Annotated in this window: 30 protein-coding genes; 17 read left to right on the top strand and 13 right to left on the bottom strand. The window is 72.5% G+C overall.

Annotated features, from left to right (window positions below; all coding sequences use genetic code 11):
- Positions 1-29: 29 nt before the first annotated feature.
- Genes VGD70_RS02920 through VGD70_RS02905 form a run of 4 tightly spaced genes read left to right on the top strand, consistent with a single transcriptional unit; the run spans position 30 to position 3,365 of the window.
- Positions 30-773: an enoyl-CoA hydratase family protein gene (locus VGD70_RS02920; protein WP_331077815.1), complete on the top strand. Its 744-nt coding sequence runs from the start codon at positions 30-32 to the stop codon at positions 771-773.
- Positions 770-1,597: a CoA transferase subunit A gene (locus VGD70_RS02915; RefSeq protein ID WP_331077813.1), complete on the top strand. Its 828-nt coding sequence runs from the start codon at positions 770-772 to the stop codon at positions 1,595-1,597. Before VGD70_RS02920 ends, VGD70_RS02915 begins: the two co-directional genes overlap by 4 nt.
- Entirely contained in the window at positions 1,594-2,301 is a 708-nt protein-coding gene (locus VGD70_RS02910) for a CoA-transferase subunit beta (RefSeq protein ID WP_331077811.1), read from the top strand. Before VGD70_RS02915 ends, VGD70_RS02910 begins: the two co-directional genes overlap by 4 nt.
- Positions 2,298-3,365 (top strand): nitronate monooxygenase, encoded by a 1,068-nt coding sequence (locus VGD70_RS02905; protein WP_331077809.1) that lies wholly within the window; start codon positions 2,298-2,300, stop codon positions 3,363-3,365. Before VGD70_RS02910 ends, VGD70_RS02905 begins: the two co-directional genes overlap by 4 nt.
- Here the strand turns inward: VGD70_RS02905 and VGD70_RS02900 are convergent.
- Genes VGD70_RS02900 through VGD70_RS02885 form a run of 4 tightly spaced genes read right to left on the bottom strand, consistent with a single transcriptional unit; the run spans position 3,350 to position 7,752 of the window.
- On the bottom strand, positions 3,350-4,390 hold the full coding sequence (locus VGD70_RS02900) for a hypothetical protein (RefSeq protein ID WP_331077807.1): 1,041 nt from the start codon (positions 4,388-4,390) through the stop codon (positions 3,350-3,352). The two genes, VGD70_RS02905 and VGD70_RS02900, sit on opposite strands and share 16 nt — an antisense overlap.
- Positions 4,391-4,402: 12 nt before the next feature.
- Positions 4,403-5,794 (bottom strand): wax ester/triacylglycerol synthase family O-acyltransferase, encoded by a 1,392-nt coding sequence (locus tag VGD70_RS02895; protein WP_331077805.1) that lies wholly within the window; start codon positions 5,792-5,794, stop codon positions 4,403-4,405.
- A gap of 39 nt (positions 5,795-5,833) precedes the next feature.
- Positions 5,834-6,610, bottom strand: a complete 777-nt coding sequence (locus VGD70_RS02890) for an SDR family oxidoreductase (protein WP_331077803.1) — start codon at positions 6,608-6,610, stop codon at positions 5,834-5,836.
- Positions 6,607-7,752: an acyl-CoA dehydrogenase family protein gene (locus tag VGD70_RS02885; protein ID WP_331077801.1), complete on the bottom strand. Its 1,146-nt coding sequence runs from the start codon at positions 7,750-7,752 to the stop codon at positions 6,607-6,609. The genes VGD70_RS02890 and VGD70_RS02885 overlap by 4 nt, the downstream gene beginning before the upstream one ends.
- A gap of 42 nt (positions 7,753-7,794) precedes the next feature.
- On the opposite strand from VGD70_RS02885, the gene VGD70_RS02880 reads away from it, so the two are divergent.
- From VGD70_RS02880 to VGD70_RS02870, 3 genes are read left to right on the top strand one after another with little or no spacing between them, the layout of a single operon-like run.
- Complete coding sequence (locus VGD70_RS02880; protein WP_331077799.1) at positions 7,795-8,637, top strand: enoyl-CoA hydratase; 843 nt, start codon at positions 7,795-7,797, stop codon at positions 8,635-8,637.
- Positions 8,627-9,757: an acyl-CoA dehydrogenase family protein gene (locus VGD70_RS02875; RefSeq protein WP_331077797.1), complete on the top strand. Its 1,131-nt coding sequence runs from the start codon at positions 8,627-8,629 to the stop codon at positions 9,755-9,757. The genes VGD70_RS02880 and VGD70_RS02875 overlap by 11 nt, the downstream gene beginning before the upstream one ends.
- Positions 9,754-10,722: an acyl-CoA dehydrogenase family protein gene (locus VGD70_RS02870; RefSeq protein ID WP_331077795.1), complete on the top strand. Its 969-nt coding sequence runs from the start codon at positions 9,754-9,756 to the stop codon at positions 10,720-10,722. Before VGD70_RS02875 ends, VGD70_RS02870 begins: the two co-directional genes overlap by 4 nt.
- Here the strand turns inward: VGD70_RS02870 and VGD70_RS02865 are convergent.
- Positions 10,719-12,179 (bottom strand): serine/threonine-protein kinase, encoded by a 1,461-nt coding sequence (locus tag VGD70_RS02865; RefSeq protein WP_331077793.1) that lies wholly within the window; start codon positions 12,177-12,179, stop codon positions 10,719-10,721. The genes VGD70_RS02870 and VGD70_RS02865 overlap by 4 nt on opposite strands.
- Before the next feature lie 156 nt (positions 12,180-12,335).
- Between VGD70_RS02865 and VGD70_RS02860 the strand changes: the two genes are divergently transcribed.
- Positions 12,336-13,334: an acyl-CoA dehydrogenase family protein gene (locus VGD70_RS02860; protein ID WP_331077791.1), complete on the top strand. Its 999-nt coding sequence runs from the start codon at positions 12,336-12,338 to the stop codon at positions 13,332-13,334.
- Between the two features lie 116 nt (positions 13,335-13,450).
- Here VGD70_RS02860 and VGD70_RS02855 read toward each other — a convergent pair whose 3' ends face one another.
- The gene (locus tag VGD70_RS02855) at positions 13,451-13,780 is read right to left on the bottom strand and encodes an MmcQ/YjbR family DNA-binding protein (RefSeq protein WP_331077789.1); all 330 of its coding nucleotides are present in this window, start codon (positions 13,778-13,780) and stop codon (positions 13,451-13,453) included.
- On the opposite strand from VGD70_RS02855, the gene VGD70_RS02850 reads away from it, so the two are divergent.
- Entirely contained in the window at positions 13,779-13,910 is a 132-nt protein-coding gene (locus VGD70_RS02850) for a hypothetical protein (RefSeq protein WP_331077787.1), read from the top strand. The genes VGD70_RS02855 and VGD70_RS02850 overlap by 2 nt on opposite strands.
- Here VGD70_RS02850 and VGD70_RS02845 read toward each other — a convergent pair.
- The 5 genes from VGD70_RS02845 to hsaA are packed head-to-tail and all read right to left on the bottom strand — an operon-like array spanning position 13,900 to position 18,238.
- Positions 13,900-14,778 carry an alpha/beta hydrolase gene (locus VGD70_RS02845; RefSeq protein ID WP_331077785.1) on the bottom strand — a complete coding sequence of 293 codons (879 nt, stop codon included), beginning with the start codon at positions 14,776-14,778 and terminating at the stop codon, positions 13,900-13,902. The two genes, VGD70_RS02850 and VGD70_RS02845, sit on opposite strands and share 11 nt — an antisense overlap.
- Positions 14,779-14,788: 10 nt before the next feature.
- Positions 14,789-15,337, bottom strand: coding sequence for a 3-hydroxy-9,10-secoandrosta-1,3,5(10)-triene-9,17-dione monooxygenase reductase subunit (hsaB, locus tag VGD70_RS02840; protein ID WP_331077783.1), 549 nt, complete (start codon positions 15,335-15,337; stop codon positions 14,789-14,791).
- The gene (hsaC, locus tag VGD70_RS02835; RefSeq protein WP_331077781.1) at positions 15,334-16,233 is read right to left on the bottom strand and encodes an iron-dependent extradiol dioxygenase HsaC; all 900 of its coding nucleotides are present in this window, start codon (positions 16,231-16,233) and stop codon (positions 15,334-15,336) included. The genes hsaB and hsaC overlap by 4 nt, the downstream gene beginning before the upstream one ends.
- Positions 16,233-17,084, bottom strand: a complete 852-nt coding sequence (hsaD, locus tag VGD70_RS02830; protein ID WP_331077779.1) for a 4,5:9,10-diseco-3-hydroxy-5,9,17-trioxoandrosta-1(10),2-diene-4-oate hydrolase — start codon at positions 17,082-17,084, stop codon at positions 16,233-16,235. The genes hsaC and hsaD overlap by 1 nt, the downstream gene beginning before the upstream one ends.
- Positions 17,075-18,238, bottom strand: coding sequence for a 3-hydroxy-9,10-secoandrosta-1,3,5(10)-triene-9,17-dione monooxygenase oxygenase subunit (hsaA, locus tag VGD70_RS02825; RefSeq protein ID WP_331077777.1), 1,164 nt, complete (start codon positions 18,236-18,238; stop codon positions 17,075-17,077). The genes hsaD and hsaA overlap by 10 nt, the downstream gene beginning before the upstream one ends.
- A gap of 134 nt (positions 18,239-18,372) precedes the next feature.
- Here hsaA and VGD70_RS02820 point away from each other — a divergent pair, with 134 nt between their 5' ends.
- From VGD70_RS02820 to VGD70_RS02810, 3 genes are read left to right on the top strand one after another with little or no spacing between them, the layout of a single operon-like run.
- Complete coding sequence (locus VGD70_RS02820; RefSeq protein WP_331077775.1) at positions 18,373-18,732, top strand: hypothetical protein; 360 nt, start codon at positions 18,373-18,375, stop codon at positions 18,730-18,732.
- Positions 18,729-19,106 carry a hypothetical protein gene (locus VGD70_RS02815; protein WP_331077773.1) on the top strand — a complete coding sequence of 126 codons (378 nt, stop codon included), beginning with the start codon at positions 18,729-18,731 and terminating at the stop codon, positions 19,104-19,106. Before VGD70_RS02820 ends, VGD70_RS02815 begins: the two co-directional genes overlap by 4 nt.
- Complete coding sequence (locus VGD70_RS02810; protein ID WP_331077771.1) at positions 19,103-19,462, top strand: hypothetical protein; 360 nt, start codon at positions 19,103-19,105, stop codon at positions 19,460-19,462. The genes VGD70_RS02815 and VGD70_RS02810 overlap by 4 nt, the downstream gene beginning before the upstream one ends.
- Here VGD70_RS02810 and VGD70_RS02805 read toward each other — a convergent pair.
- Positions 19,429-21,021, bottom strand: coding sequence for an FAD-binding protein (locus VGD70_RS02805; protein ID WP_331077769.1), 1,593 nt, complete (start codon positions 21,019-21,021; stop codon positions 19,429-19,431). The two genes, VGD70_RS02810 and VGD70_RS02805, sit on opposite strands and share 34 nt — an antisense overlap.
- A gap of 34 nt (positions 21,022-21,055) precedes the next feature.
- Here VGD70_RS02805 and kstD point away from each other — a divergent pair, with 34 nt between their 5' ends.
- The 5 genes from kstD to VGD70_RS02780 are packed head-to-tail and all read left to right on the top strand — an operon-like array spanning position 21,056 to position 26,038.
- Positions 21,056-22,714, top strand: coding sequence for a 3-oxosteroid 1-dehydrogenase (gene kstD / locus VGD70_RS02800; protein ID WP_331077767.1), 1,659 nt, complete (start codon positions 21,056-21,058; stop codon positions 22,712-22,714).
- The gene (locus tag VGD70_RS02795) at positions 22,704-23,834 is read left to right on the top strand and encodes a Rieske 2Fe-2S domain-containing protein (RefSeq protein ID WP_331077765.1); all 1,131 of its coding nucleotides are present in this window, start codon (positions 22,704-22,706) and stop codon (positions 23,832-23,834) included. The genes kstD and VGD70_RS02795 overlap by 11 nt, the downstream gene beginning before the upstream one ends.
- Positions 23,831-24,142, top strand: coding sequence for a hypothetical protein (locus VGD70_RS02790; protein WP_331077763.1), 312 nt, complete (start codon positions 23,831-23,833; stop codon positions 24,140-24,142). The genes VGD70_RS02795 and VGD70_RS02790 overlap by 4 nt, the downstream gene beginning before the upstream one ends.
- Positions 24,135-25,169: a ferredoxin--NADP reductase gene (locus tag VGD70_RS02785; RefSeq protein ID WP_331077761.1), complete on the top strand. Its 1,035-nt coding sequence runs from the start codon at positions 24,135-24,137 to the stop codon at positions 25,167-25,169. Before VGD70_RS02790 ends, VGD70_RS02785 begins: the two co-directional genes overlap by 8 nt.
- An 8-nt stretch (positions 25,170-25,177) precedes the next feature.
- Complete coding sequence (locus VGD70_RS02780; protein WP_331077759.1) at positions 25,178-26,038, top strand: MaoC/PaaZ C-terminal domain-containing protein; 861 nt, start codon at positions 25,178-25,180, stop codon at positions 26,036-26,038.
- Here VGD70_RS02780 and VGD70_RS02775 read toward each other — a convergent pair.
- Positions 26,035-26,376 (bottom strand): dCMP deaminase (locus VGD70_RS02775; protein ID WP_331077757.1); only part of this gene is annotated, 342 nt, incomplete at its 5' end. The two genes, VGD70_RS02780 and VGD70_RS02775, sit on opposite strands and share 4 nt — an antisense overlap.

Genomic DNA, 26,376 nt, shown 5'->3' with positions numbered 1-26,376 from the left:
ACCAAGCACTTGCTAGGTTAGGCGGTCTCATGGGTGTGTCGACGAGCCGGCCCGAACCGGGCGTCGCCGTGGTCACGATGGACTTCCCCCCGGTCAACGCATTGCCGGTGCGGGGCTGGTTCGACCTCGCGGACGCGGTGACCGCGGCGGGGCGCGACCCGGCGACGCACGTCGTGGTGCTGCGCGCGACCGGTCGCGGGTTCTGCGCCGGGGTGGACATCAAGGAGATCCAGCGCGTGCCGGGACACGACGCGCTGATCGGCGCCAACCACGGCTGCCACGCGGCGTTCGGCGCGGTGTACGACTGCGCGGTGCCGGTCATCGCCGCCGTGCAGGGCTTCTGCCTCGGCGGCGGCATCGGGCTGGTGGGCAACGCGGACGTGGTGCTCGCCGCCGGGGACGCCACGTTCGGACTGCCCGAAGTGGACAGAGGCGCGCTGGGCGCGGCCACACACCTGGCGCGGCTGGTGCCGCAGCACCTCATGCGGGCGCTGTACTACACGGCCTCGACCATCACGGCGGCCGAGCTGCACCACCACGGCTCGGTGTACCGGGTGGTCCCGGTGGCCGAGCTGGAGGCCGCCGTCCTGCTGCTGGCCAAGGAGATCGCGGCGAAGGACACCCGGGTGATCCGTGCCGCGAAGGCCGCGATCAACGGCATCGACGGGCAGGACGTGCACCGCAGCTACCGGTTCGAGCAGGGCTTCACGTTCGAGCTGAACCTGACCGGCGCGTCGGACGAGGCCCGTGACCGGTTCCTGGAGGGCTCGTGAGGGACAAGCGGATGACCGCCGACGAGGTGGTCGGCACGCTGTCCGACGGGATGACCATCGGGATCGGCGGGTGGGGGTCGCGGCGCAAGCCGATGGCGCTGGTCCGGGCGATCCTGCGGTCGCGGCTGCGGAGGCTGACGATCGTGTCCTACGGCGGTCCGGACGTCGGCCTGCTGTGCGCGGCGGGCAAGGTGCGGGAGGTCGTGTTCGGCTTCGTGTCGCTGGACACCATCGCCTACGACCCGCACTTCCGCCGGGCCCGCGAGGCCGGCGCGATCGCGGTGCGCGAGCTCGACGAAGGCATGCTCCAATGTGGACTCAAGGCGGCCGCGCAGCGGCTGCCGTTCCTCCCGATCAGGGCGGGCATCGCGTCGGACGTGCTGACATTGGACCCGTCGCTGCGGACCGTTCGCTCGCCCTACGACGGCGAGGTTGTGGTGGCGATGCCGCCGCTGCGGCTGGATGTCGCGCTGGTGCACCTCAACCGGGCGGACCGGCACGGCAACGCGCAGTACCTCGGCCCGGACCCGTACTTCGACGACCTGTTCTGCCTGGCCGCCGCGCGGCGGTACGTGTCCTGCGAGTCCGTTGTGGACACGGCGTCCTTCGCCGCGCTGGGCCCGCCGCAGTCGCTGCTGCTGAACAGGATGATGGTCGACGGCGTCGTGGAGACCCCTGGTGGCGCGCACTTCACGAGCTGTGTGCCGGACTACGGGCGGGACGAGTCGTTCCAGCGCGAGTACGCGTCGACCGAGTGGCCGTCCTTCGCGGACAGGTACCTGGCCGGCGACGAGGCCTCCTACCAGGCGGCGGTGCGGTCATGACCGGGTCGCGGGCCGACGTGTGTGCCGTCGCGTGCGCGGACCTGTTCCGCGACGACGGCGAGATCCTGGCGAGTCCCATGGGGTTGCTGCCATCGCTCGGCGCGCGGCTGGCGCGGCTGACGTTCGCGCCGGACCTGCTGCTGTCCGACGGCGAGGCGACCCTGGTGGCCGCGGACGGCGTGGCCGAGGGCTGGCTGCCGTACCGGGCGGTGTTCGACCTGCTGGCGCACGGGCGCCGGCACGTCGTGATGGGCGCGAACCAGCTGGACCGGCACGGGAACCAGAACATCTCGTGCATCGGCCCGCACGCCAAGCCGAAGCGGCAGCTGCTGGGCTTTCGCGGCGCGCCGGGGAACACGGTGAACCACCGGACGAGCTACTGGGTGCCGCGACATTCCGTGCGGGTGTTCGTGTCCAAGGTGGACGTCGTGTCCGGCGTGGGCTACGACCGGTCCGCCGGGCCGTACCACGACCTGCACCGGGTGGTGACGAACCTCGCGGTGCTCGACTTCGGCGGCCCGCTGCGGACCATGCGGCTGGTGTCGGTGCATCCCGGGGTGGCGGTGTCGGACGTGGTGTCGGAGACCGGCTTTCCGTTGGAGGTCAACGGGGTCACCGTGACCCGGAAGCCGACCGCCGCGGAGCTGGGGCTGCTGTGCTCGCTCGACCCGGACCGCCGGCGCGAGGCCGAGGTGCCGTCGTGACGCTCGACACGGCGCTGACCCGGCTGGTCGGGGTGCGGCATCCGGTGGTGCAGACCGGGATGGGCTGGGTGGCGGGGCCGCGGCTGGTGTCGGCGGTGGCGGCCGCGGGTGGGTTGGGCATCCTGGCGTCGGCGACGATGACGCTGGCGGAGCTGCGGTCGGCGGTGCGCGAGGTGCGGTCCCGGACGGCCGAGCCGTTCGGGGTGAACCTGCGGGCCGACGCCACCGACGCGCCCGCGCGGGTCCAGCTGCTGATCGACGAGGGCGTGCGGGTGGCGTCGTTCGCGCTGGCCCCGTCCGCTTCGCTGATAGAGACGTTGAAGGACGCCGGCGTGGTGGTGATCCCGTCGGTGGGCGCGGTCCGGCACGCGGTGAAGGTCGCGGCGTGGGGCGCCGACGCCGTGATCGTGCAGGGTGGTGAGGGTGGCGGCCACACCGGCAGCGTGGCGACGACCCTGCTGCTGCCGTCCGTTGTGGACGCGGTGGACATCCCGGTGGTCGCGGCCGGGGGCTTCTACGACGGCCGCGGCCTGGTGGCGGCGCTGGCGTACGGGGCGGCCGGGGTGGCGATGGGCACCCGGTTCCTGCTGACGGCGGAGAGCACGGTGCCGCAGGCGGTGAAGGAGGCGTACCTGGCCCGCGACCTGACGGGCACGGTGGTGACCACGCGCGTGGACGGGATCCCGCACCGGGTCCTGCGCACCGACCTGGTCGACGCCCTGGAACACGCGGGCCGCGCGTCGGCCCTGCTGCGAGCCGTCCGCAACGCGACCCGCTTCCGCCGCCTGACAGGCCTGTCGTGGCCCACCCTGATCCGCGACGGCGTGGCGATGCGCCGAACCCGCAAGCTGACGTGGTCCCAGGTCGTCATGGCCGCGAACACTCCGATGCTGCTCCGCGCGGGCCTGGTCGAGGGCCACCCGGACACCGGCGTGCTGGCGTCGGGCCAGGTGGTCGGCGCGATCACCGACCTGCCGACGTGCGCGAACCTGATCGACGGCATGGTCAAGGAAGCGACGGAGATCATCGCCGGGCTACCGAGGACGGATCACACGGCCCGGTAGCCGAACCCATCGTGCGGCGCGAGGGCCACGAGTTTGTCGAGCGCTGGCACGGTTTGCCGACCCCACATCTTCGACAACACCCATGTTTGGTCCTGATCGCGGATCGGTTGATCGAGAAACCATTTGCCGATGTTCCGTCGCATCCTCGAGTAACTGTCGCAGTATGCCTCGATGAGATCGTCGCCCGTGGGCGTGCCGACTACGTTGAGAAACCTGGCGTTCGGCAGCGCGTCGGCCAACGTCGCGCCCGGCACTCCTGCCTCGTGGAGGACCTTCACCATCTCGAGGACCGCCCACCGCTTCCGCAGCGGTTCGGACGTTCCCGACGGACTGGTGATCACATACTGCGTCCAGTCCCGCCCGCTGGCGGCCGCGCGCACGGCCTGCTCCCGACGGCGGAGCTTGATCGTGAACTCTTCGGCTTCCGGGAGCGGGATGAGCTGGGTTATGTCGAGGAGCAGTCGGCCGTCAACCCGATGCGGGACCAGCTTGACGCAGCTGATATCGAGATCGTAGACGTTGTTGAGCCACAGCACCGTTGTGGTGATCTCGGTGCCGAACCCGGATGAGACAAGGACTATCCGGACCTCCGCCGAAATGACCGGCTCGTCGTCCTCCGTGCCTTCGAGCCAGTCGGTGAGCGTCGTCCGGGCATCATCGGTGGTCGCCGGATCTGTCCGGCTGAGGTGGCGTTCGAAGATGTCGACCAGGTTGTCGAACGTCATGGACGACACCATCGCGGCATAGCGCAGGGCCTGAAGCTCCATGTGGCCGCCATCGTGCGTTCGCTTGAGCTCAACGACGACGAGACGAGCCTCGCGGTCGACGCACAGGAGGTCGATCCGGCGTCCGCTACCGTCGAAGTCGCCGAACTCCTCGGCTACCACCAACAGCGAGTCGTCGATCGCCCCGATGTTGTCCCGGAGCACACGCTGGAGGTCCCGGCGCTCCAGGACTCCTTCGGCCGCGAAGGTGGTCGTCGGAACGGCCGTGAGTCGGTCATCGGTCAGTTCGAACAGGCCCATGGGACCCCCTCGCTAAGCGGTGGTGGCCTTTTCCAGGTCCTGCAAGGACTCCTCCAGTAGGCCCAGCAGGCGTTGGAGGTGGGGGACCGTGCGGCGGCAGCCGGTCAGGCCGAACTCCAGGCTTCCCGCGTAGCTCGTCACCGTGATGTTCAGGGCCTGGCCCTCATACGGGATGGACAGCGGGTACACGCCCTGCATGCGGGCGCCGTTCCAGTACAGGGGCTCCCTCGGGCCCGGCACGTTCGAGATCAGGACGTTGAAGCCCGGCGGCGTCAGCGTCGTCATCCCGGGGACCGTGCCGACAGCCAGGGGGATGAGGGGGATCGCGCTGAGCGCGGTGATCTGCAGGCGGCTCATGCCGTGGTAGACCTGCTTGCCCTTCAGCATCGAGTCGTGGATCGTGGCCAGGCGGGTGGCCGCGTCGGGCTTGTCGGTGGCCAGGTTGCACAGGATCAGGCCTATCGCGTTGCCGCCGAGGGAGCCTTCCGACGACGACGCGCCGGAGCGGGCGCGCAGCGACATGGGAATGGCCGCCACCAACGGGCGGTCCGGCAGCGTACCGAGATCCAGCATGTACTGGCGCAGCGCACCCGAGCACATCGCCAGCATGACGTCGTTCATCGTGGCGCTCGCCGCGCGGCCGACGGCCTTGACGCGCTCGAGCGGCCACCCCTGCGCGGCGAACCGGCGCGCGCCGGTGATCGGCACGTTGAACATCGACTTCGGGGCCTGGAACGCCAGCGTCGCGGACTGCTCGCGGAACGCCTCGTTGACCACTTTCACCGCCGCGCCGCCCAGGCCGAAGACGTCCTTCACCAGCCGGCCGGCCGCCGTGAACGGGTCGACCTCCGCGGCGCGGCGGCGCGGCTTGTCGAACACGTTCGTCCGCACCGGCGGCGACCACGGCGGCCGGACCCCCAGCTCGTTCGGGTCCTCGGACAGCGAGCTCTGGATCAGCTTGAGCGCGGACACGCCGTCGAGCAGCGCGTGGTGGATCTTGCTGTACGTCGCGAAACGGTTGCCCTCCAAGCCGTCGACGACCGTGAACTCCCACAGTGGACGGTGCCGGTCGAGCAACGACCCGTGCAGGCGGGACGTCAGCTCCAGCAGCTCGCGCACCCGGCCCGGCCGCGGCAGCCCGGACAGCCGCACGTGGTACTCGAGGTCGAGCTGGTCGTCGTTGGTCCAGGCGAACTGGCCGACCGACCCGACCGGCCCGCGTGGCCTGCGGCGGAACAGCGGCCGCACGTCCGCCAGCGACAGCAGGTCCCGGTGGAACTCGCTCACGTAGTCCGGCCCGGCGCCGTCCGGCAGCTCGAACAGCTGCAGCCCCCCGACGTGCATCGGATGCTCGCGCGCCTCGGCGAGCAGGAACATCGAGTCCGTTACCGGCATCAGCGCCATCGAGGTACCTCCCTGCCTGCACTACTGGGCACCCTAGACCTACGGGTGCTGGCTGCTCACCGAGATGATCTCGCCGGTCAGGTACGACGCGTAGTCGCTCGCGAGGAACGCCATCACGGTCGCCACCTCCCACGGGTCCGCGGCCCGGCCGAACGCCTCCCGGGTGGCCAGGTCCGACAGCAGCTCGGCGCTGGTGACCTTCTCGAGGAACGGGTGTGCGGCCAGGCTCGGCGCCACCGCGTTCACCCGGATCCCGTGCGCCGCCACGTCCATCGCCGCGCAGCGGGTCAGCGCCATCACCCCCGCCTTCGCCGCCGCGTAGTGCGCCTGACCCTCCTGCGCCCGCCAGCCGACCACCGACGCGTTGTTCACGACCGCACCGCCGCCGCCCTGCTCGACCAGCTGCCGCAGCGCCGCCCGGGTGCACCGGAACGTCCCGTTCAGTGTCACGTCCAGCACCCGGGTCCACTCGTCGTCGCTCATGTCCAGCACCGACGCGGTCCCGCCGAGACCGGCGTTGTTGATCATCACGTCGAGCCGGCCGAAGTGCGCGACCGTGCCGGCGACCAGCGCCTGGACCTGGTCCTCGGCGGTCACGTCGCAGGGCAGCGCGTGCACCGACGGGCCGAACTCGGCCGAAAGCGAGGCCGCGGTCGAGCCGAGCCGGCGCTCGTGCCAGTCGCTCACCACGACCCGCGCGCCCTCGTCGAGACACCGCCGCGCCGCCGCCGCGCCGATGCCGGTGCCCGCCGCCGCGGTGACCACCACGACCTTGCCGGCCAGCAGGTCCCGGCCGGGCGGGTAGGCGGGGATCACGGGCGTGCCTCCCGGGGCAGGCCGAGCACGCGCTCGGCGATGATGTTGCGCTGGATCTCGTTCGACCCGCCGTAGATCGTGTCGGCCCGGCTGAACAGGTACAACCGCTGCCAGTCGGACAGCTCGCCGGCCGGCGCCACCAGCCCGGCCGCGCCGAGCACGTCCATCGCCAGCTCGCCGAGGGACCGGTGCCAGGTGGCCCATACGAGCTTGGTCACCGACGCCTCGTTGCCCGTCCCGCCGATCGTGCGCAACGCGTGCGCCCGCATCACCTCCAGGCCCAGCCGCGCCCGCGCCAGCCGCTCGCGCAGCAGCGGGTCCTCGAGCACGCCGGTGTCCCGGGCGAGCGCGACCAGCGCGTCCAGCTCGCGGCGGAAGCCCACCTGCTGGCCCAGCGTCGCCGCGCCCCGCTCGAAGTCCAGCGTCCGCATCGCCACCGCCCAGCCACCGCCGACCTCGCCGACCACGAGGTCGCGCGGGGTGCGGGCGCCGTCGAAGAACACCTCGTTGAACTCCGACCCGCCGGTCAGTTGCACGATGGGACGGACCTCGACGCCCGGCTGGTCCATCGGCACGAGCAGATAGGACAGGCCGGTGTGCCGCTTCGAGCCCGGCGACGTGCGGGCCAGCACGAAGCACCACTGCGCCACGTGCGCGAGCGAGGTCCACACCTTCTGCCCGGTGAGCACCCAGTGGTCCCCGTCGAGCGTCGCCGACGTCGACACCGACGCCAGGTCGGAGCCCGCGCCCGGCTCGGAGTAGCCCTGGCACCACAGCTCGCCGACCGCCTTGATCCCCGGCAGGAACCGCTGCTGCTGGGCCGGCGTGCCCAGCGCGATCAGCGTCGGGCCGAGCAGCTCCTCGCCGACGTGGCTGACCCGCGCCGGCGCGCCGGCGGCGGCGTACTCCTCGTGGAAGGCGACCCGGTGCTCCAGGCCGAGGCCGCGGCCGCCGTGCTCGACCGGCCAGCCGAGGCACGTCCACCCGGCCGCGGCCAGGTGCCGGTCCCAGGCGATGCGCTCGTCGTAGGCCTCGTGCTCGCGGCCGGGCCCGCCGAGCCCGCGCAGCGCGGCGAACTCGCCGGACAGGTTGTCTGCCAACCACTCGCGCAGCGTCGCGCGGAAGTCCGTCAGGTCCGCCATGGGGTGTTAGCCTACCAAGCAATTGCTTTGGAGGTGGTCGGCGTGCCGGACGAGGTCGTCCGCTACGAGGTCGACGGGCCGGTGGCGACGGTGACGATGAACCGCCCGGAGTACCGCAACGCGCAGAACTCGGCCATGACCTACGCCCTCGACGCGGCGTTCACCCGGGCCGTCGACGACGACGCGGTGAAGGTCATCGTGCTGGCCGGCGCGGGCAAGCACTTCTCCGCGGGGCACGACATCGGCACCCCCGGCCGCGACGTCGACACGACGTTCGAGCGCAAGGCCGTGCTGTGGTGGGACCACGTCGGCAAGCCCGGCGGCGACCAGCGCTACGCCCGCGAGATGGAGGTCTACCTCGGCATGTGCCGGCGGTGGCGGGAGATCCCCAAGCCCACCATCGCGATGGTGCACGGCGCCTGCGTCGCGGGCGGGCTGATGCTCGCCTGGGTGTGCGACCTGATCGTGGCGGCCGACGACAGTTTCTTCGCCGATCCCGTGGTGCGCATGGGGATTCCCGGCGTCGAGTACTTCGCGCACCCGTGGGTGCTCGGCCCGCGCGCGGCCAAGGAGTTCCTGTTCACCGGCGACCGCTTCGACGCCCGCCGCGCGCTCGAGCTGGGCATGGTCAACCGGGTCGTGCCGCGCGAGGAGCTGGTAACGCAGACGCGGGCGCTCGCCGGCCGGATCGCCGAGATGCCCCGGTTCGGGCTCGCGCTCACCAAGCGCGCGGTGAACCAGGCCGAGGACCAGATGGGCCTGCGGTCCGGAATGGACTCGGTGTTCGGCCTGCACCACTTCGCCCACGCGCACAACGCGGAGACCTCGACCGACGCGCTCGGCGGCATGGACGCCCGATCGATGAGGGACGCCGGTGGATCTTGACCTGCCCGCGTCCGTGGTGGCGTTCCGGGACGAGGTGCGGGAGTGGCTCGCGGCCAACGTGCCGGCGCGGCCGCTGCCGCCGATGGACACCCCGGACGGCTTCGCCCGGCACCGCGAGTGGGAGCACCGGCTGGCCGACGCGCGGCTGTCCGCGGTGACCTGGCCGCGGGAGTACGGCGGGCGCGGCAGCTCGCTGCTGGAGTGGCTGGTCTTCGAGGAGACGTACTACGCGTCCGGGGCGCCCGGGCGCGTGAGCCAGAACGGCATCGCGCTGCTGGGCTCGACGCTGCTCGCGCTCGGCACTCCCGAGCAGCGGCAACGGATCGTGCCCCGGATGGCCCGCGCGGACGACATCTGGGCGCAGGCCTGGTCCGAGCCCGAGGCCGGCTCCGACCTCGCCGCGGTGCGCAGCCGCGCGGTCCGCACCGACGGCGGCTGGCTCCTGAGTGGACAGAAGACGTGGTCGTCGCGGGCCGCGTTCGCCGACCGCGCGTTCGGCCTCTTCCGCAGCGACCCGGGCGCCGAGCGGCACCGCGGGCTGACCTACCTGATGTTCGACCTGCGGGCGGCCGGGGTGACCGTCCGGCCGATCCCGCAGCTGGACGGCACGCCCGGGTTCGCCGAGATCTTCCTCGACGAGGTGTTCGTGCCCGACGCCGACGTGCTCGGCGAGCCGGGCGAGGGCTGGCGGGTGGCGATGAGCACGGCGAGCAACGAGCGCGGGCTGACGCTGCGCAGCCCCGGCCGGTTCACCGCGGCGGCCGGCCGGCTCGTCGGGCTGTGGCGCGAGCAGCCGGATCCGGCGCAGCGGGACCGGGTCGTCGACGCCTGGATCGGCGCGCAGGCCTACCGCCTCCACACGTTCGGCACGGTGAGCCGGCTCGCCGAGGGCGCCAGCCTGGGCGCGGAGTCGAGCGTGACCAAGCTCTTCTGGTCCGAGCTGGACATCGCACTGCACGAGACCGCGCTGGACCTGCTCGGCGTGGCCGGGGAGCTCGACGGCGAGTGGCTCGGCGGGTACCTGTTCGCGCTGGCCGGGCCGATCTACGCCGGTACCAACGAGATCCAGCGCGACGTCGTCGCCGAACGGCTGCTCGGCCTGCCGCGGGGGGACCGATGAGGTTCCTGCGGAGCGAGGAGCAGCGCCAGCTCGCGGCCACCGTGCACGAGCTGCTGTCGGACGCGGACGTGCCGGCGGCGATCCGCGCGTGGGGTGCGGGCGAGCCGGGGCCCGGCCTGGAGGTGGTGCGGCGGCTGGCGAAGGTCGGCGTGGCCGGGCTCGCGGTGCCGGAGCGGTTCGGCGGGCTCGGGGCGGACCCGGTGGACCTCGTGGTGGTGTTCGAGGAGCTGGGCCGGCACGCCGTTCCCGGCCCGCTGGCCGAGTCGTTCGCGGCCGTGCCCGCGCTGCTGACCGGGCTCGGCGACGACGTCGCCGGGCGGTGGCTCCCGCAGCTGGCCACCGGGGACCGGCCGGCCTCGCTCGCGATGCCGCCGCACGTGCCCTACGCGCTCGACGCGGACGTGGCCGCGCCGGTGTTCGTCGTGGACGGGGACCGGGTGGGTCTCGCCGCCTACTTCGGGCTCGCGAGCTCGGTGGACGCGAGCAGGCGGCTGGGCGCGGTGGACGGCACCGACCTGGTGGCGGACGGCCCGAGCGTGGCGCCGGCCGCGGCGCGGGCGTTCGAGGCCGGCGTGCTGTGCTGCGCGGCGCAGCTGCTCGGGCTCGGGCGTGGCCTCCTCGAGCAGGCGACCGCGTATGTCAGGCAGCGCAGGCAGTTCGGCCGCGCCATCGGCGAGTTCCAGGCGGTCAAGCACCACCTGGCCGACGTGCTGGTGGCGCTGGAGTTCGCCCGCCCGCTGGTGCACGCGGCCGCGGTGACCGGCGCGCCGCGGGACGTCTCGGCGGCCCGGGTGGCCGCCGCGGACGCCGCCTACCGCGCGGCGCGCGCGGCGCTGCAGGTGCACGGCGCGGTCGGCTACACCCTCGAGTACGACCTCGGCCTGTGGCTCACGAAGGTGCGCGCGCTGCGGTCGGCGTGGGGAACCCAGTCGTGGCACCGGGATCGGGTGCTGGCCGCGCTCTAGCGGGCCTCGGAGTCGATGACCAGCTTGCCGTTCACCCGGGTGACCCGCAGGGTCTTGTGCTGCTGGCTCGGCGCGTCGTTCCTGGTGTAGGTCACGTCGACCGGCACGTTCACCGAGCCGTCCCCGTTCGGGGTCACGCCGCGCGCGTTCTTCGAGCTCAGGTCGCTGAACTGGGACCAGTACCCGCGGAACGCGTTCTCGTCGCCGAACAGCGCCTGGGCGTTGGCCGACAGCATCGCCCACCGCCTGGCCGGGTCGGCGAAGTTGCCGTAGTAGTCGATCACCAGCTGGCCGGCCTGGCTGTAGTCGATCGGCCCGTTCGCCGGGATCGTGTTGGTGCTGGTCTGCGACTGCGCCTCGGACGACGGCTGCCCGCTCGGCGCCGACGGCTGGGTGGTCGGGTTGCCGACGTTGCCCTGGGAGACGCCCGGCTGGGGCTTGTTGAGCAGCAGGATCGCGGCGATCACGCCGGCGACGACGAGCAGCGCGGCGACCGCGACGATCGTCAGGTTGCGCCGGTTGGGGTCGCGGGTGCGGGCGGGCGGTGCCACCGGGGTGGTCGTCAGCGCGGTGGTGGGCCGGGTCGGTGGCGCCGGCGGGGGCAGCACGGCGACCGGCCGGGGCGGGGTCGCCGGGCCGGTGGCGGGCTTCATGGCCGGGCCCGTCGGCTTGGTGGGGGCGGCGGCGGGGCTGCCGAGCGCGGTGGCCGCGGCGAGCATCGTCGGCCGGGTCACCGGGTCCGGGCGCATGAGGTTGGAGAGGGTGTCGGCGAGCGGGCCGGCGTTGCGCGCCGGTGGCGCGTTGCCCGAGGCGACCGCGTGCAGCAGCGCGAGCGGGTTGGAGTTCGTGCCGAACGGCGGCCGGCCCTCGACGGCGTGGTAGAGCGTGGAGCCGAGGGAGAACACGTCGGACGCGCGGCTCGGGTCCTCGCCGCGGGCGATCTCGGGGGCGAGGTAGGCGGGCGTGCCGGCCATCCCGGTCTGGGTGGTGACCGTGCCCTCGTCGAGCGCCTTGGAGATGCCGAAGTCGGTGATCTTCACGGTGCCGTTGTCGGCGAGCAGGATGTTGCCCGGCTTGACGTCGCGGTGCACGATGCCGACCGCGTGCGCGGCGGCCAGCGCCGCGGCGACCTGGGCGCCGATCTCGGCGACCTCCGCGGGTGGGAGCGTGCCGCGTTCGGCGAGGACCGCGGAGAGGCTGCGGGACGGCAGGAACTCCATCACCAGGCACGGGTCGCCCTCGTGCTCGGCGACGTCGAACATGGCGATGGCGTTGCGGTGTTGCAGGCGTGCCGCGATCCGCGCCTCCCGCATGGCGCGGCGGCGGGTCTCTTCGGACTCGGCCTCCGACAGCGCGTAGCGGACCAGCAGACGCTTGATGGCCACGGTGCGGTCGAGGCGCTCGTCCTGCGCCTTCCACACCACGCCCATCGCGCCGCTGCCGACCTGCTCGAGCAACCGATAACGGCCTGCGACCAGTGCACCCTTCTCGATGACCAGGTACTCCTCGCGTGCTTTGTCTCCGGGGCCCCCGACCCGTCACTGAGAATATCGAACCTGCGCGATCGGGGGACGCCCTAGGCAACCAAGCAACTGTTTGGTTAAGTTGACGGCGTGCGGTTGACCGAGGACCAGCTTGCCTTGCGGGACGCGGTGCGCCGGCTGCTGGGCAAGGAACCCGGCTGCTGGGGGCCGCTGACCGAGCTCGGCGCGCCGGCGCTGCTGGTGCCACCCGGGTGCGGCGGGCTGGGTGCGGGCCTGGCCGAGGTGTTCGTCGTGCAGTACGAGCTGGGGCGGACGCTGACGCCGTCGCCGCTGCTCGGCTCCGTGCTCGCCGCCGCCGCGCTGGTCTCGGCGGGTGACGACGTCGTGCTGCCGCGGGTCGCGGCCGGCTCGGTGGTCGCGCTCGCCTGGGCGTCGGCGTCCGGGTGGGCCGCCCCGGCGTGCTCGGCGCGGCGGTCCGGGTCCGGCTGGGTGGTCGACGGCTCGGCGGCCTACGTGCTGGACGGGGACACCGCGGACGTTCTTCTGGCGGTCGCCCGGACGGATGACGGCCCGGCACTCTTCGAGGTCGAGCCGGGCGCCGCGCGGCGTGCGCACACGCCGACGATGGACCTCTCCCGGCGGCTGGCCTCGGTGTCCCTGCCGGCGGCCGCGGGCCGCCTGGTGGGCCCGGTCGACGTCGCCCGGGTGCGGGACGTGGCGTGCGTGGCGCTGGCGGCCGAGCAGGCGGGGACGGCGGCGCGGTGCCTCGAGCTGACCGTGGCCTACGCCTGGCAGCGCCGGCAGTTCGGCCGGCCCATCGGCTCGTTCCAGGCGCTGAAGCACCGGATGGCGGACATGCACGTGCTGGTGGAGACCGCCGAGTCGGCCGCCCTGTCCGCCGCGCTCGCCACGCCGGAGGAGCTGCCGCTGCGCGCGGCCGTGGCGAAGGCGCACTGCGCGGAGGCGTTGCACGAGGTGGCCGGCGAGATGATCCAGCTGCACGGCGGCATCGCGATCACCTGGGAGCACGACGCGCACCGCTACTTCAAGCGCGCGCACGGCGGCCTGCGGCTGTTCGGCAGCCCGGCCGAGCACGTCGCCCGCCTGGCCGAGCTGGCCGGGTTCTAGCGCTCCGTCGAGGAAAGGTCCGGCACGTCTCTCGGCGGCCCGGTCGACCCCCGGCACTACCGGAACCTCAGGGGACCGTGACGGCACCCAGCCACCACCCACCTCGATACGCACTATTAGCTGGGACGCAACGCACACTTTAAATCCCGGGGAGGCGGACTAGTGAGCAGCTCGGTCAGCTCCGCGACGTCCACGGCCCCGAAGCGGACGAGCACGCTGGGGTGGCCGTCGTAGTGCGGCGTGGTGAAGAACTTGTCCGGCTCGGAGTCGATCAGCCCGCGCTTCTCGCCCTCGCCGGCGACCCACACCAGCAGGACGTTGCCCTCCTCGCGGATGCGGGCGAACATCTTGTCCTTGACCCGGAAGCCCGGCGTGCCGTACGAGGGCTTCTCCGTCGTGTGCGGTAACGACAGGGCCACCCGACGTACATCGTCCTCGGTCACCATGGACCCATGGTGCCAGCGCCCGGACGGCACGTTCTTCCACGTGACCGTGTTCGACCTGGAGCGGTCGTTCGAGCCGCCCCGGCTCGGCGTCAGGGACCTGTTCCGGTTCGCGAACGTGCTCACCTACTGAGCCACGTCAGGGCGCGCCGGGCCAGCTCGTCCGGGCGCTCCAGGTGCATGAAGTGACCCACGCCCGGCACGATCTCGACCCGCGACCCCGGCGCGAGGCCGGCCTCGGCGCCGTCGTAGAACCGGGCCGCGACGCAGCCGTCCTCGGCGCCGCCCAGCACCAGCAGCGGGACCGGCGCGGGCGCCTCGGTGGTCGCCGCGAGCGGGGCCAGCGCCGGGTCGTGCAGCGAGGTGTCGAAGTTGCCGCGGTAGACGCGCAGCGCGTTGGCCGCCAGACCCGGGTCGCCGTACAGCTCGTGCACCCGGGCGCGGTGCTCGGCACGGTGCTCGCCCAGGTCGAGGCCCGGTGACCAGGTCGCCCACAGGTAGTCGACGAGGTCACGGTTGGCGGCGAGGACGGCCTCCGCCACGCCCGGCACCTGGAACAGGAAGAGGTAGAAGAACCGCTTCAGCTGCCCGGGATCGGCGAGCACGGCGCCCAACGACGCCGGTGGCGGGACGGCCATCGTCATGCCCCGGCGCAGCCGCCGCGGCCACGCGGCGGCCACCCGGTGCACCATGCCGGCGCCGAGGTCGTGGCCGATCATGTCGACGCCGTCCGGGTCGAGCGCCTCCGCGACCGCGGCGGCGTCGGCGGCGAGGGTGATGCCGTCGGCGTAGGTCATCGCGTCGGCGGTGGCGCGGTGGTGCCCGCGCAACCATGGCGCCACGACCCGGCGCCCGGCGGCGACGAGGTGCTCGGCGAGCGGTCCGAAGGTGGCCGGATGGTCCGGAAACCCGTGCCAGCACACGACGACCGGCCCGTCGCCGGCCGCGAGCGCGGGGAAGGCGAGCCGGTCGGTCTCGATGACGATCTCCTCGAAGTCCACGCGGCCGACTCTAGATCCAGTCGTCGTGGCGGGACCACGTGATGAGGTTGTCGAGGATGCCCGGGGTCGGCTCGGCGGGCTCGGTGACCGTGTAGGCGCCGCGGTAGAACAGCAGCGGCCGCGTGGCGCGGTAGGGGCCCAGCGTGGTCACCCGGCCCAGCACGACGTGGTGGTCGCCGCCGTCGTGCACGGTCTCGATCGCGCAGTCGAGCCACGTGAGGACGCCGTCGAGCACCGGCGCCCCGGACGGCGCGGGCGACCACGGGACGGTGGCGAACTTGTCCGCGCCCGCGGTGCCGAACACGGTGCTGACGTCGCGCTGCGCGTGGCTGAGCACGTTGACGCAGAAGTGGCCGTGCCGCTCGATCAGCGGCCAGGTGCGCGACGTGCGGCCGGGGCAGAACAGCACGAGCGGCGGGTCGAGCGAGAGCGCGGCGAAGGACTGGCAGGCGAACCCGACCGGCTCGTCGTCGCGCAGCGCGGTGACCACGGTGACGCCCGTGCAGAAGTGCCCGAGTGCCTTGCGGAACCGGGCCGGCTCGATGGCCTGGCCGATCACCGCGACCCGACGCTGAAGTCGTGGCCCCACAACGAGACCGCGGTGGTCTCCCGCGCGATCCACGTGTCGTCCTCGACCTGGCGGCCCTCGCAGCCGAACTCGACGTCGAAGCCGCCGGGTGTCTTCATGTAGAACGAGAGCATCAGGTCGTTGACGTGCCGGCCGAGGGTGGCCGACATCGGCACCTTGCGGCGCAGCGCGCGGTCGTGGCACAGGCCCACGTCGTCGGTGCTCTCCACCTCCACCATCAGGTGCACGATCCCGGACGGCGTGGGCATCGGCAGGAACGCGAGGCTGTGGTGGCGCGGGTTGCAGCCGAAGAACCGTAGCCACGCCGGCTCGCCGTCGGCCGGGCGGCCCACCAGCTGGGGCGGCAGGCGCATCGAGTCACGCAGCCGGAAGCCCAGCACGTCACGGTAGAAGCGCAGTGCCTCCGCGTCGTCGCGTGTGGACAGTACGACGTGGCCGAGGCCCTGCTCGCCGGTGACGAACCGGTGGCCGTACCGGCTGACGACCCGCCGGTGCTCCAGGGCGGCCCCGTGGAAGACCTCCAACGTGTTGCCGGACGGGTCCTCGAACGCGATGAGCTGGTCGACCCGCCGGTCCGCGCGTTCCTCCTGCGTGCCCTCCTTGTACGGCACGCCCGCGGCCTCGAGCCGCCCGCAGACCTCGCCCAGCTCCGCGACGTTCGCCACCTCCCAGCCGGAGGCGGCGAGCCGGTCGGCGTCGCCGGGCAGGATCACCAGGCGTGCGGGGAAGTCGTCCATCCGCAGGTACAGCGCGTCCTCGCGGCCGCCCTTGCCCTCGACCATGCCGAGCACCTTGAGGCCGTACTCACGCCAGGCGGGCACGTCGGTCGCCTCGATACGGAGATAGCCCAGGGATCGGATGCCCATCACGCACCTCCGAGGAAGTCCATGGTGAGCCGGTTGAACTCGGCGAACCTCTCCAGCTGCGCCCAGTGTCCACACCGGCCGAACACGTGCAGCTGCGCGCGGGGGATGAGCTTGAGGGCCACGAGCGCGCCGTCGAGCGGGTTCACCCGGTCCTCGCGGCCCCAGACCAGCAGGACGCGCTGGCGCAGCCGGTGGGCCTCGCGCCAGAGCATGCCTTCCTCCGGGTCCTTGCCGAACGACGCGCCCATGGATGCCATGGCACGCAAGGTCTCGGGGTCGCTCGCCGCATCGAAGCGTTCGGCGACGAGCTCGTCGGTGACCATCGCCTGGTCGTACACCAGCGTGCGCAGGAAGCTCGCGAGCTTCTCCTTGCTGGGGCCCGGTGGCGCGGCGAACTGGTAGAGCCGCTTGATGCCCTCGGTCGGGTCCGGGGAGAACACGGACAGGTTGAGCCCGCCGGGGGCCATGAGCACGAGCCGGCCGGCGCGGTCGGGGTGGCGCAACGCGAACCGGACCGCGGTGCCGCCGCCGAGCGAGTTGCCGACGAGGTGGGCGCGCTCGATGCCGCGCTCGTCGAGGAGGTTCTTGAGCGCGTCGGCGCTGAAGGTGAAGAACTGGCTGGTGATCTCCGGCTTGTCGGACCCGCCGAAGCCGGGCTGGTCGACCAGAAGCGTGCGGTACCGGGTCGCGAACACCGGGAGGTTCGGGCCGAAGTTGCTCCACGCGGAGGCGCCGGGGCCGCCGCCGTGCAGCATCACCACGGGCTCGCCGGCGCCGCTTTCGTAGTAGTGGAGCCGAAAGCCGCCGACGTCGGCGTGGCCTTCCCGGGTGGTCCGCTCCGCTAGATCCACGCGTCGGTCACCTTCAGCCCGAGCTGGGCCTGGCCGTACATGGCCAGTGCCTTCTCCGGATCGTTGATGGCATGCACGCGGCCGGCGTGCGCGTCGCGCCAGAAGCGCTGGATCGGCGTGCCGGTCCTGAGCGCGCGCCCGCCGGCGCTCTCGAACAGCCGGTCCACCGCGGCGATGGCCGAGCTGGTGGCGTTGACCTGGTCGCGCCGGGTCTGGATGCGCAGCGGGAACGGGATCTTCTCGCCGGCGGTGGCGTAGCGCATGGCCTCGTCGAGGTTGCGCTCGATCTGCAGCATGGCGGCGTCGATCTTGCTGGCCGCCTCGGCGATGCGCAGCTGGTTGAAGGAGTCCTCCGCGGCGCGCCCGCCCGTCGACGCGCGGACGCGCTCGCGGGTGTGGGTGACGTAGGCGTCGTAGGCGCCGGTGGCCATGCCGACCACGGGCACCGCGATGGAGCAGGAGAAGACGGACGCGAAGGGGAGCTTGTAGAGCGGTCCGGGGTTCACCGCCTGGCCGGGGCCCTGGCACTTGCCGGTGTCCATGAAGCTGAGCGTGCGGTACTCGGGGACGAAGACACGCTCGACGATGATGTCGTTGCTGCCGGTGCCGCGCAGGCCGATCGTGTCCCAGACGTCGTCGACGCGGTAGTCGCCGCGGGGCACCAGGAAGGTGCGGAAGTCGGTGGGGTTGCCGTCGTCGTCGGTGACCAGGCCGCCGACGAAGGCCCACGTCGCGTGGTCGCATCCGGAGGAGAAGCTCCAGCGGCCGGTGAACTCGAAGCCGCCTTCGGTGGGTTTCGCGCGACCCATGGGTGCGTAGGAGCTCGAGACGCGGGTGTCGTCGTCCTCGCCCCAGACCTCGTGCTGGGCGCGGTCGTCGAAGAGCGCGAGCTGCCAGGGGTGGCAGCCGAGGACGCTGGCGACCCAGCCGGTGGAGCCGCAGGCGCTGGCGATGAGGCGGACGGCGCGGTAGAAGTCGTTGGGGTGCTGTTCTTTTCCGCCGTACCGTCGGGGTTGCAGCAGCTTGAAGAAGCCGGTCTGCTGCAGCGCCTTGATCGACTCGTCGGAGATGCGGCGTGCGTCCTCGGTGTCCTGGGCGCGCTCGCGCAGCACCGGGAGGAGCTCCCGCACCGCGTCGATCACCTGGTCGCTCATGCCCGCAAGACTAGAACACGTTCTCGTTTCTGTCGATCCCATGGCCTGTGGACACCCTGTGGACAACCGTTTTGCGCTCGCCGCCGGGTCGGGCATCCTTGGGCCCGAGCTCAACGACAGGAGAGGGGAATCGAGTGAGCGAGCCTGTTGCGCGGGACCTGGAGGGCCGCGTCACCAGACTGGAGACGGAGATGGCCGAGGTGCGCTTCCTGGCCACGAAGGCCGAACGCGATGCGGCCGGGTTCAGAGAGGTGCTGGTCGGCCATACCCGCGTGCTGAACGCCTTGAGGGAGACCCAGCTGGAACAAGGCGTCCGTCTCGACCGGGTGGAAGGAAAGGTCGACCGGCTGGTAGGAACGGTCGACGGGCTGGAAGGAAAGGTCGACCGGCTGGAAGGTGAGATGAAGGAGGGCTTCGCCAAGCTCGGTGTTGGTCAGGCGCAGATCACGGCGTTGCTGACCGCTCACCTCGACAAGCCGGGTGCGGACCGGTGAGCGAGTTCGGGAAGCGGCTGACCAGGTTGGAGGGTGAGGTGGCGAGAGCGCGGAAGGATGCGGCGGCCGCCCGGGTCCTCGCCGGCGGGGCGGATCGGGACGTGGCGGCCATGCAGATGGAGCTTCGGGCGCACACGAAGTCCCTCAACGCGCTGCGGGAGACGCAGGTCGAGCAGGGGCAGCTGCTCACCGAGCACTCCGCCCGCCTGGCCCGCCTGGAACAGCTGCTCGACGACTGCTTCCGCGAGCTGCGGGGCGGCTTCCGCAAGCTGGACGGCGGTATGAGAGAAGGGTTCGCCAGGCTCGGTGTCGGTCAGGCGCGGATCACGGCGTTGCTGACCGCTCACCTCGACAAGCCGGGTGCGGACCGGTGAGTGCGTTCGAGGAGCGCTTGGCCAGGGTGGAGGTCGAAGTCGCTGAGGCGAGGAAGGATGCGGCGGCTGCCCGGGTCCTCGCCGGCGGGGCGGATCGGGAGGTGTCGGCGATGCGGGTGGAGCTTCGGGCGCACACGAAGTCGCTCCACGCGTTGCGGGAGACGCAGGTCGAGCAGGGGCAGCAGATCGCCGAGCTGAGAAGCGAGATGCGCGACGGGTTCGCCAAGGCCCGGTCGGAGCTTCAGGGCCTCGATGCGGAGATGCGCGACGGGTTCACCAAGCTCAACCACGGGCAGGTGCGGATCACGGCCTTACTGACGGCTCACCTCGGTGCCTCGGGGGACTCCGCCGGGTGAAGGGCGGCGTGCTCGCCCGCTCGGCGGCCCGAGAAGACGCAGTCCGCCAGGGACAGGCCGCTCACGTAGGAGTTCGAGCAGATCCCCACCGCCGTGCGGCCGGCCGCGTACAGGCCGGGTACCGGGGCACCGTCCGCATCGAGGACCGCGCCCGTCGACTCGTCGACCACCAGGCCGCCCAGGGTCAGGATCGGGCAGGGGTAGCCCAGGCGGGGACCGTACGAGCAGTCGATCAGTGTGTACGGCGCGGTCAGCGGCGCCACCAGGTCCGGGTGCTTCCCGAACTCGTCCGGAGTCGCCCCGTATGACGTCACCGTCGCGGTCAGGCCCGCCGGGTCGATGCCGGCCCGGCGGGCCAGGTCGGGCAGCGAGCCGCGCAGCCGGGACCAGCGCAGCAGGTAGTGGGCCTGCAGCCGTTGGAACCACAGCGTCTCCCCGCGCAGCCGGCGGCGTGCGTCGGCGACGACCGAGCCGTCGACCAGCAGCCATGCGCGGCCGCCGCCGGCCACCACGCGGGAGCCGATCGCGGCGCCGTAGGTCGACTCGTCGACAAAGCGCCGGCCGGACGCGTCGACGAGGATGCCGCGCAGCAGGGCGCTCGGCGGGGTGATGAACCGCCACGCCGACACCACGCCGAGCCGGTCGGTGGCGCCGCCGGCCGAAACGCCCAGGCGGATGCCGGAACCGTCATCGCCCTGGGTGCCCAGCGGGAGGCCGCCCCGGTACGCGGGCGCGTGCTCGCGCATCAGCTCGCGGTTCGCCACGAAACCCCCGGCCGCCAGCACGACCCCGCGCCGCGCCTCGACGAACACCGGCCGCGACCACCGCTTCTCCAGCGCCGCGATCCGCCGGTGCAGCCGCCGCGCCAGCGCCGGCACGTACAGGCCCGGCTTCGTCGCGTACCGGTGCAGGACCGCGAGTCGCCGGCGCACCCGCGGCGGCGCGGACGCCAGCGAGCGGCACTCCACCCCGACCACCCGCCCGGCCGCCACGACCAGCCGGGCCGCCGACGTCCACGGCCGCACCCGCGCACCCGCGTCGCGCGCGGCCGACGACAGCGCGTCGAACAGCACCCGGCCGGACGTCCCGCGACCATGCGCCCGATGCCCGCGCGGCGCCGGCGTGGCCAGCGACCGGAACGGCCACGCGTTCTCGCTCCCCGAGTAGTACAGGTAGTAGTCGTCGGGCGGGTACGACGTCTTGAACGGGCACACGCTCGGGTCGAACGGCACCCCCAGCCCGGCCAGCCAGTCGATCATCGCCGGCGAGGAGTCGCAGAACCGGCGCAGCGTCGCCGGGCGCACGACGTCGCCGACCTCGCGCGCGAGGTAGTCGTACATCGCCGAGGAGGAGTCCGGCACGCCGGCGGCCCGCTGCACGGACGTCCCCCCACCCGCGTAGACCACCCCGCCGGACAGCGCCGTCGCGCCACCGCCGGTGAAGCGGTCCAGTACCAGCACGTCCGCCCCACCGCGGGCGGCCTCGATCGCGGCGCACGCGCCCGCGCCGCCGAATCCCACGACGACGACGTCCGCGTGGTCATCCCAGTCAGGGGGCATGTGAAAAACTATAACCTGTTCTAGTATGAGCCCCATGGAGACAGTGGACGTGGTGATCGTCGGCGCCGGCGCGGCCGGCATGACGGCCGCCCTCACCGCCGCGCGCCACGGTCTCGACACCGTGCTCGTGGAGAAGGCCGACCGCTTCGGCGGCTCCACCGCCCGCTCCGGCGGCGGCGTCTGGGTCCCCAACAACGACGTCCTGCTCCGCGCGGGTGTCGCGGACACCCCGGAACAGGCCGAGAGCTACCTCGCGCACATCGTCGGCGACGTCGTCGAACCCGCGCTGCGCAAGGCCTTCCTCGACGCGGGCCCCGACATGGTCCGCTTCGTCCTGGCCAACACCCCGCTGCGCATGCGCTGGGTCCCCGACTACGCCGACTACTACCCCGAGGCCCCCGGCGGCCAGCCCCGCGGCCGGTCGATCGAGCCGCGGCCGATGGACGCCCGCGTGCTCGGCGCCGACCTCGCCACCCTCGCCGAGCCCTACCTGCGCGCGCCCACCGGCATGGCGATCACCCAGGCCGACTACCGCTGGATGAACCTGGTGGCCCGCCACCCGCGCGGCCTCGCGCGAGCCGCCCGGGTCGCCGGCCGCCGGGTCGTCTCGCTCGTGCGCGGTCGACGGCTGCTCACCATGGGCCAAGCGCTCGCCGCCGGGCTCAGGGCGGGCCTCGCCGAGGCGGGGGTCCAGGTCTGGCTCAGCACCCCGATGACGGCCCTGCGCACGGACAACGGCCGGGTCACCGGCGTCGACGTCGAGCGCGACGGGCGGCCCGTGACCGTCCACGCGCGCCGCGGCGTCGTCCTCACCACCGGCGGCTTCGAGCACAACGAGCGCATGCGCAAGGAGTACCAGCGGCCACCCATCGGTACCGAGTGGACGGTGGGCGCGGAGACCAACACCGGCGACGGCATCGACGCCGGCCAGCGCCTCGGCGCCGCCACCGCGCTGATGGACGACGCCTGGTGGGGCCCGTCGATCATGCTGCCCCGCGGCCCCTACTTCTGCCTGGCCGAACGCACGCTGCCCGGCTGCGTCCTGGTCAACCAGGCCGGCGCGCGGTTCGTCAACGAGGCCGCGCCCTACGTCGACGCCGTGCACGCCATGTACGACAACCACACCGACGAGGTGAGCCACATCCCCGCCTGGCTGATCCTCGACCAGCGCTACCGCAACCGCTACATCTTCGCCGGGCTCGGCCCGCGGCAGCCTTTTCCCGGCCGCTGGTACAAGTCCGGCGCCGTGCACCGGGCCGCCACCCTCGAGCGGCTCGCCACGGACATCGACGTCCCGCCGGCGGCACTGCTGGCGACGACCGAGCGGTTCAACTCCTTCGCCCGCACCGGGGTCGACGAGGACTTCCACCGCGGCGAGAGCGCGTACGACCGCTACTACGGCGACCCCCGCAACAAGCCCAACCCGTGCCTCGCGCCGCTGGCCAGGCCGCCGTTCTACGCGATCCGCATCGTGCCCGGCGACCTCGGCACAAAAGGCGGCCTACGCACCGACACCAACGCCCGGGTGCTGCGCGAGGACGGCACCCACATCCCCGGTCTCTACGCGGCCGGCAACGCGAGCGCCCCGGTGATGGGCCGGACCTACGCCGGCCCCGGCGCCACCCTCGGGCCGGCGATGACCTTCGGATACCTGGCGGCCATGGACATTCTGGAGAACCACGATGACCAGTAGCGTGCGCACGATCGACGTCGGGGCCCCGCGGACCCGGTTCGCCCGCGGCTGGCACTGCCTCGGCCTCGCGGACGCCTTCCGGGACGGCCGGCCGCACGCCGTCGAGGCGTTCGGCACCAAGCTCGTCGTGTTCGCCACCGAGGACGGCACGCTCAACGTGCTCGACGCGTACTGCCGGCACATGGGCGGCGACCTGTCCCAGGGCACCGTCAAGGGCGAGGCCATCGCCTGCCCGTTCCACGACTGGCGCTGGGCCGGCAGCGGCAGGTGTGTCGGGATCCCTTACGCCAAGCGCAGTCCGCTGCGGGCCCGCACCCGCTCATGGCGCACCCTCGAGCGCAACAAGCAGCTGTTCGTCTGGCACGACCCGCAGGGCAACCCGCCGCCGGCGGACATCGTGATCCCCGAGGCACGCGGCGCGTCCGGTCCGGAGTGGAGCGACTGGACCTGGGACACCGTGCGGATCGAGGGCTCCAACTGCCGCGAGATCATCGACAACATGGTCGACATGGCCCACTTCTTCTACATCCACTTCGCGTTCCCGACCTACTTCAAGAACGTCTTCGAGGGCCACATCGCCACCCAGTACCTGAACTCCCGCGCCCGCCCCGACATCGCGGCCGGCTCGGGCTACTCGGCCGAGGGCGTGACGCTCAGGTCCGAGGCGTCCTACTACGGGCCGTCCTACATGATCAACGACCTGTGGCAGGACCTCCACGGCACCACCATCGAGACCGTGCTGATCAACTGCCACTACCCGGTCACCGCCGACTCGTTCGTGCTGCAGTGGGGGGTCAGCGTGAAGAAGCTGCCGGGGCTGGCGAAGGAGAAGGCGGACAAGGTCGCGGGCAAGCTGGCCAAGAGCTTCGGCGTCGGGTTCCTGCAGGACGTGGAGATCTGGCGGAACAAGACCCGGATCGACAACCCGTTGCTGTGCGAGGAGGACGGCCCGGTCTACCAGCTGCGCCGCTGGTACGAGCAGTTCTATGTGGACGTCGAGGACGTCACCGAGGAGATGACCAACCGGTTCGAGTTCGAGGTGGACACCACGCGCGCCAACGAGGTGTGGGAGCGGGAGGTCGCGGAGAACCTCGCCCGCCGGGAGGCCGAGGTCACGTGAGTGTTCCCTGGGCGAAGGCACCCGGGCACCGCGACCCGGCCGGCACCCGCGCCGACCAGCGTGAGTTCCTCGAGTCCGGCCTGGTCCCGTTGCGCTGCGGCGCTTGTGGCAGTCAGGTGCGGGTGCGGAAGGCGAGCCGGATGCAGACCAGCGTGCAGTGGTCGGGCGACCCGGCCGCGACCTGCCCGGAGTTCGCCGCCCGGGTGGCGGCCGGCGAGGTGAGCGCGCGGATCGACACCTGCCCCATGCTGCGGGCGAGCATCGAGGACGCGGTGGCCGCCGGCCGGCTGGCGGTCTCCGATGGCTGAGCAGCGGTCCTACCGGCTGCGCGTGGCCGAGGTCGTCCACGAGACCGCCGACGCGTGCTCGCTCGTGTTCGAAGTGGACAGTGCACACCGGGAGCGGTTCGCCTACCGGCCGGGGCAGTTCCTCACCGTGCGCGTCCCGAGCGACCGGTGCGGGTCCGTGGCGCGCTGCTACTCGCTGTCCAGCTCGCCGCACGTCGACGAGCGGCTGCAGGTCACGGTCAAGCGCACGGCCGGCGGGTACGGCTCGAACTGGCTCTGCGACCGGATCGCGGTGGGCGACGAGCTGGAGGCGCTGCCGCCGGCCGGGGTGTTCACGCCGACGACGCTCGACGCCGACCTCCTGCTGTTCGCGGCCGGCAGCGGGATCACCCCGGTCATCTCGATCGTGAAGTCCGCGCTGGCCACGGGAAACGGCCGGGTCGTCCTCGTCTACGCCAACCGGGACGACCGCTCGGTGATCTTCGCCGGGGAGCTGGGCGAGCTGGCGTCCCGGCACCCGCGCCGGCTCGTCGTCGTGCACTGGCTGGAGTCCGTGCAGGGCCTGCCGAGCGCGCCGCGGCTGGCGGCGCTCGCCGAGCCCTACGCCGGGTACGAGGCGTTCGTGTGCGGGCCCAAGCCGTTCATGGCCGCCGCGCGCGAGGCGCTCGCCAGCCTTGACGTGCCGAAGAGCCGGGTGCGCCTCGAGCGGTTCCAGTCGCTCGGCGCCAACCCGTTCGAGCGGGCCACGCCCGCGGCCACGGGCGAGCCGCGTGGCTCGTCCACGGTGGAGGTCACGCTGGACGGCGCCACGCGCCGGTTCGACTGGCCGGCGGAGACGAAGCTGCTGGACCTGTTGCTGGACAACGACGTCGACGCGCCGTACTCGTGCCGCGAGGGGGCGTGCAGCGCGTGTGCCTGCCGGCTGGTGGCCGGCGAGGTGAAGATGTTGAACAATGACGTGCTGGAGGACGAGGACATCGAGGAGGGCATCGTCCTGGCCTGCCAGTCCGTCCCGGTCACCGACGCCGTCGAGATCAGCTACGAGTGAGGTCCGCGATGCCCATCGACCCGGCCGTCGCCATCGGCGCCGACCTCGGTGCGACCGAGTTCACCTGGAACAGCACCGACGTCCTGCTCTACCACCTCGCGCTCGGCGCGGGCGCGCGGTCCACCGACCCGCGCGAGCTGCGCTACGTGCTGGAGGACCGGCTGCACGTGCTGCCGACGTTCGGCGTGGTGGCGCCGGGCTTCCGCACGTTCGAGCCGCCCGCCGTGCGCTTCCCCGGCATCGACATCGACCTGTCGAAGGTGCTGCACGGCACCCAGTCGATCACGGTCAGCGGGCCGATCCCGGCGTCGGGCGCGGCGGTCGCGCGGTCGCGGATCGCGGACGTGTGGGACAAGGAGAAGGCCGCGGTGATCGTGCAGGAGACCACGGTCAGCGATCCCACCGGCGCTCCACTGTGGACGAGCAGCTCGAGCATCTTCGCCCGGGGCGAGGGCAACTTCGGCGGGCACCGTGGCCCGTCCACCGCGGTGACGCTGCCCGACCGCGAGCCGGACCGGGTGGTCGAGGTGCCGACGCTGCCGCAGCAGGCGCTGCTGTACCGGCTGTGCGGCGACCGCAACCCGCTGCACGCCGACCCCGAGTTCGCCGCGCGGGCGGGGTTCGAGCGGCCGATCCTGCACGGGCTGTGCACCTACGGGATGGTGTGCAAGTCCGTCGTGGACACCGTGCTGGACGGCGAGGCCGGCCGGGTGGCGTCGTTCGCGGCGAAGTTCGCCGGTGTGGTCTTCCCCGGCGAGACGCTGCGGGTGCGCATCTGGACCACCGACGAGGGCTACCTGGTCACGACGACCGCCGCCGACCGCGACGACGCGCCCGTCCTGGCCGACACCCTGCTCACGGTCGCCTAGAGCAGCCGCCGGTTGACCTCGCGGACCTCGTCGGCGAGGTCGGGTACCTCGACCACCTCGACGCCTGCCGCCGCGAGCAGCTCGGCGCCCTCGCCGTCGACGAACGTGGGTGGCTCGCGCAGCGCGAACACCACGCGGGTGATGCCCGCGGCGAGGATCAGCTCGGTGCACGTGCGGGGGCGGGACTTGCGCCTGCTGCACGGTTCCAGCGAGCTGTAGATCGTCGCGCCGGGGAGGCGGGGGTCGGCCGGGTCGAGCTTGGCCAGCGCGTTCTCCTCGGCGTGCCCGGTGTCGTCGAGCTCGCGGGAGTAGCCGCGGGAGATCTCCTCGCCCTGCCG

The sequence above is a fragment of the Actinophytocola sp. genome (genome assembly GCF_036402745.1).
Classification (GTDB): Bacteria; Actinomycetota; Actinomycetes; order Mycobacteriales; family Pseudonocardiaceae; genus Actinophytocola.
The sequence above is the reverse complement of the archived record's forward strand: the minus strand, read 5'-3'. Positions and strand labels throughout refer to the sequence as shown.

Bases quoted from the DNA above. Each gene is read 5' to 3' on its own strand.
- VGD70_RS02785 (WP_331077761.1), top strand. From the start codon at position 24,135: ATGGCTGAGCAGCGGTCCTACCGGCTGCGCGTGGCCGAGGTCGTCCAC.
- VGD70_RS02870 (WP_331077795.1), top strand. From the start codon at position 9,754: ATGAGGTTCCTGCGGAGCGAGGAGCAGCGCCAGCTCGCGGCCACCGTG.
- VGD70_RS02795 (WP_331077765.1), top strand. From the start codon at position 22,704: ATGACCAGTAGCGTGCGCACGATCGACGTCGGGGCCCCGCGGACCCGG.
- VGD70_RS02900 (WP_331077807.1), bottom strand. From the start codon at position 4,390: ATGGGCCTGTTCGAACTGACCGATGACCGACTCACGGCCGTTCCGACG.
- VGD70_RS02920 (WP_331077815.1), top strand. From the start codon at position 30: ATGGGTGTGTCGACGAGCCGGCCCGAACCGGGCGTCGCCGTGGTCACG.
- VGD70_RS02895 (WP_331077805.1), bottom strand. From the start codon at position 5,794: ATGGCGCTGATGCCGGTAACGGACTCGATGTTCCTGCTCGCCGAGGCG.
- VGD70_RS02885 (WP_331077801.1), bottom strand. From the start codon at position 7,752: ATGGCGGACCTGACGGACTTCCGCGCGACGCTGCGCGAGTGGTTGGCA.
- VGD70_RS02850 (WP_331077787.1), top strand. From the start codon at position 13,779: ATGGACCCATGGTGCCAGCGCCCGGACGGCACGTTCTTCCACGTGACC.
- hsaA (WP_331077777.1), bottom strand. From the start codon at position 18,238: ATGAGCGACCAGGTGATCGACGCGGTGCGGGAGCTCCTCCCGGTGCTG.
- VGD70_RS02805 (WP_331077769.1), bottom strand. From the start codon at position 21,021: ATGCCCCCTGACTGGGATGACCACGCGGACGTCGTCGTCGTGGGATTC.
- hsaC (WP_331077781.1), bottom strand. From the start codon at position 16,233: ATGGGCATCCGATCCCTGGGCTATCTCCGTATCGAGGCGACCGACGTG.
- VGD70_RS02910 (WP_331077811.1), top strand. From the start codon at position 1,594: ATGACCGGGTCGCGGGCCGACGTGTGTGCCGTCGCGTGCGCGGACCTG.
- VGD70_RS02780 (WP_331077759.1), top strand. From the start codon at position 25,178: ATGCCCATCGACCCGGCCGTCGCCATCGGCGCCGACCTCGGTGCGACC.
- kstD (WP_331077767.1), top strand. From the start codon at position 21,056: ATGGAGACAGTGGACGTGGTGATCGTCGGCGCCGGCGCGGCCGGCATG.
- VGD70_RS02855 (WP_331077789.1), bottom strand. From the start codon at position 13,780: ATGGTGACCGAGGACGATGTACGTCGGGTGGCCCTGTCGTTACCGCAC.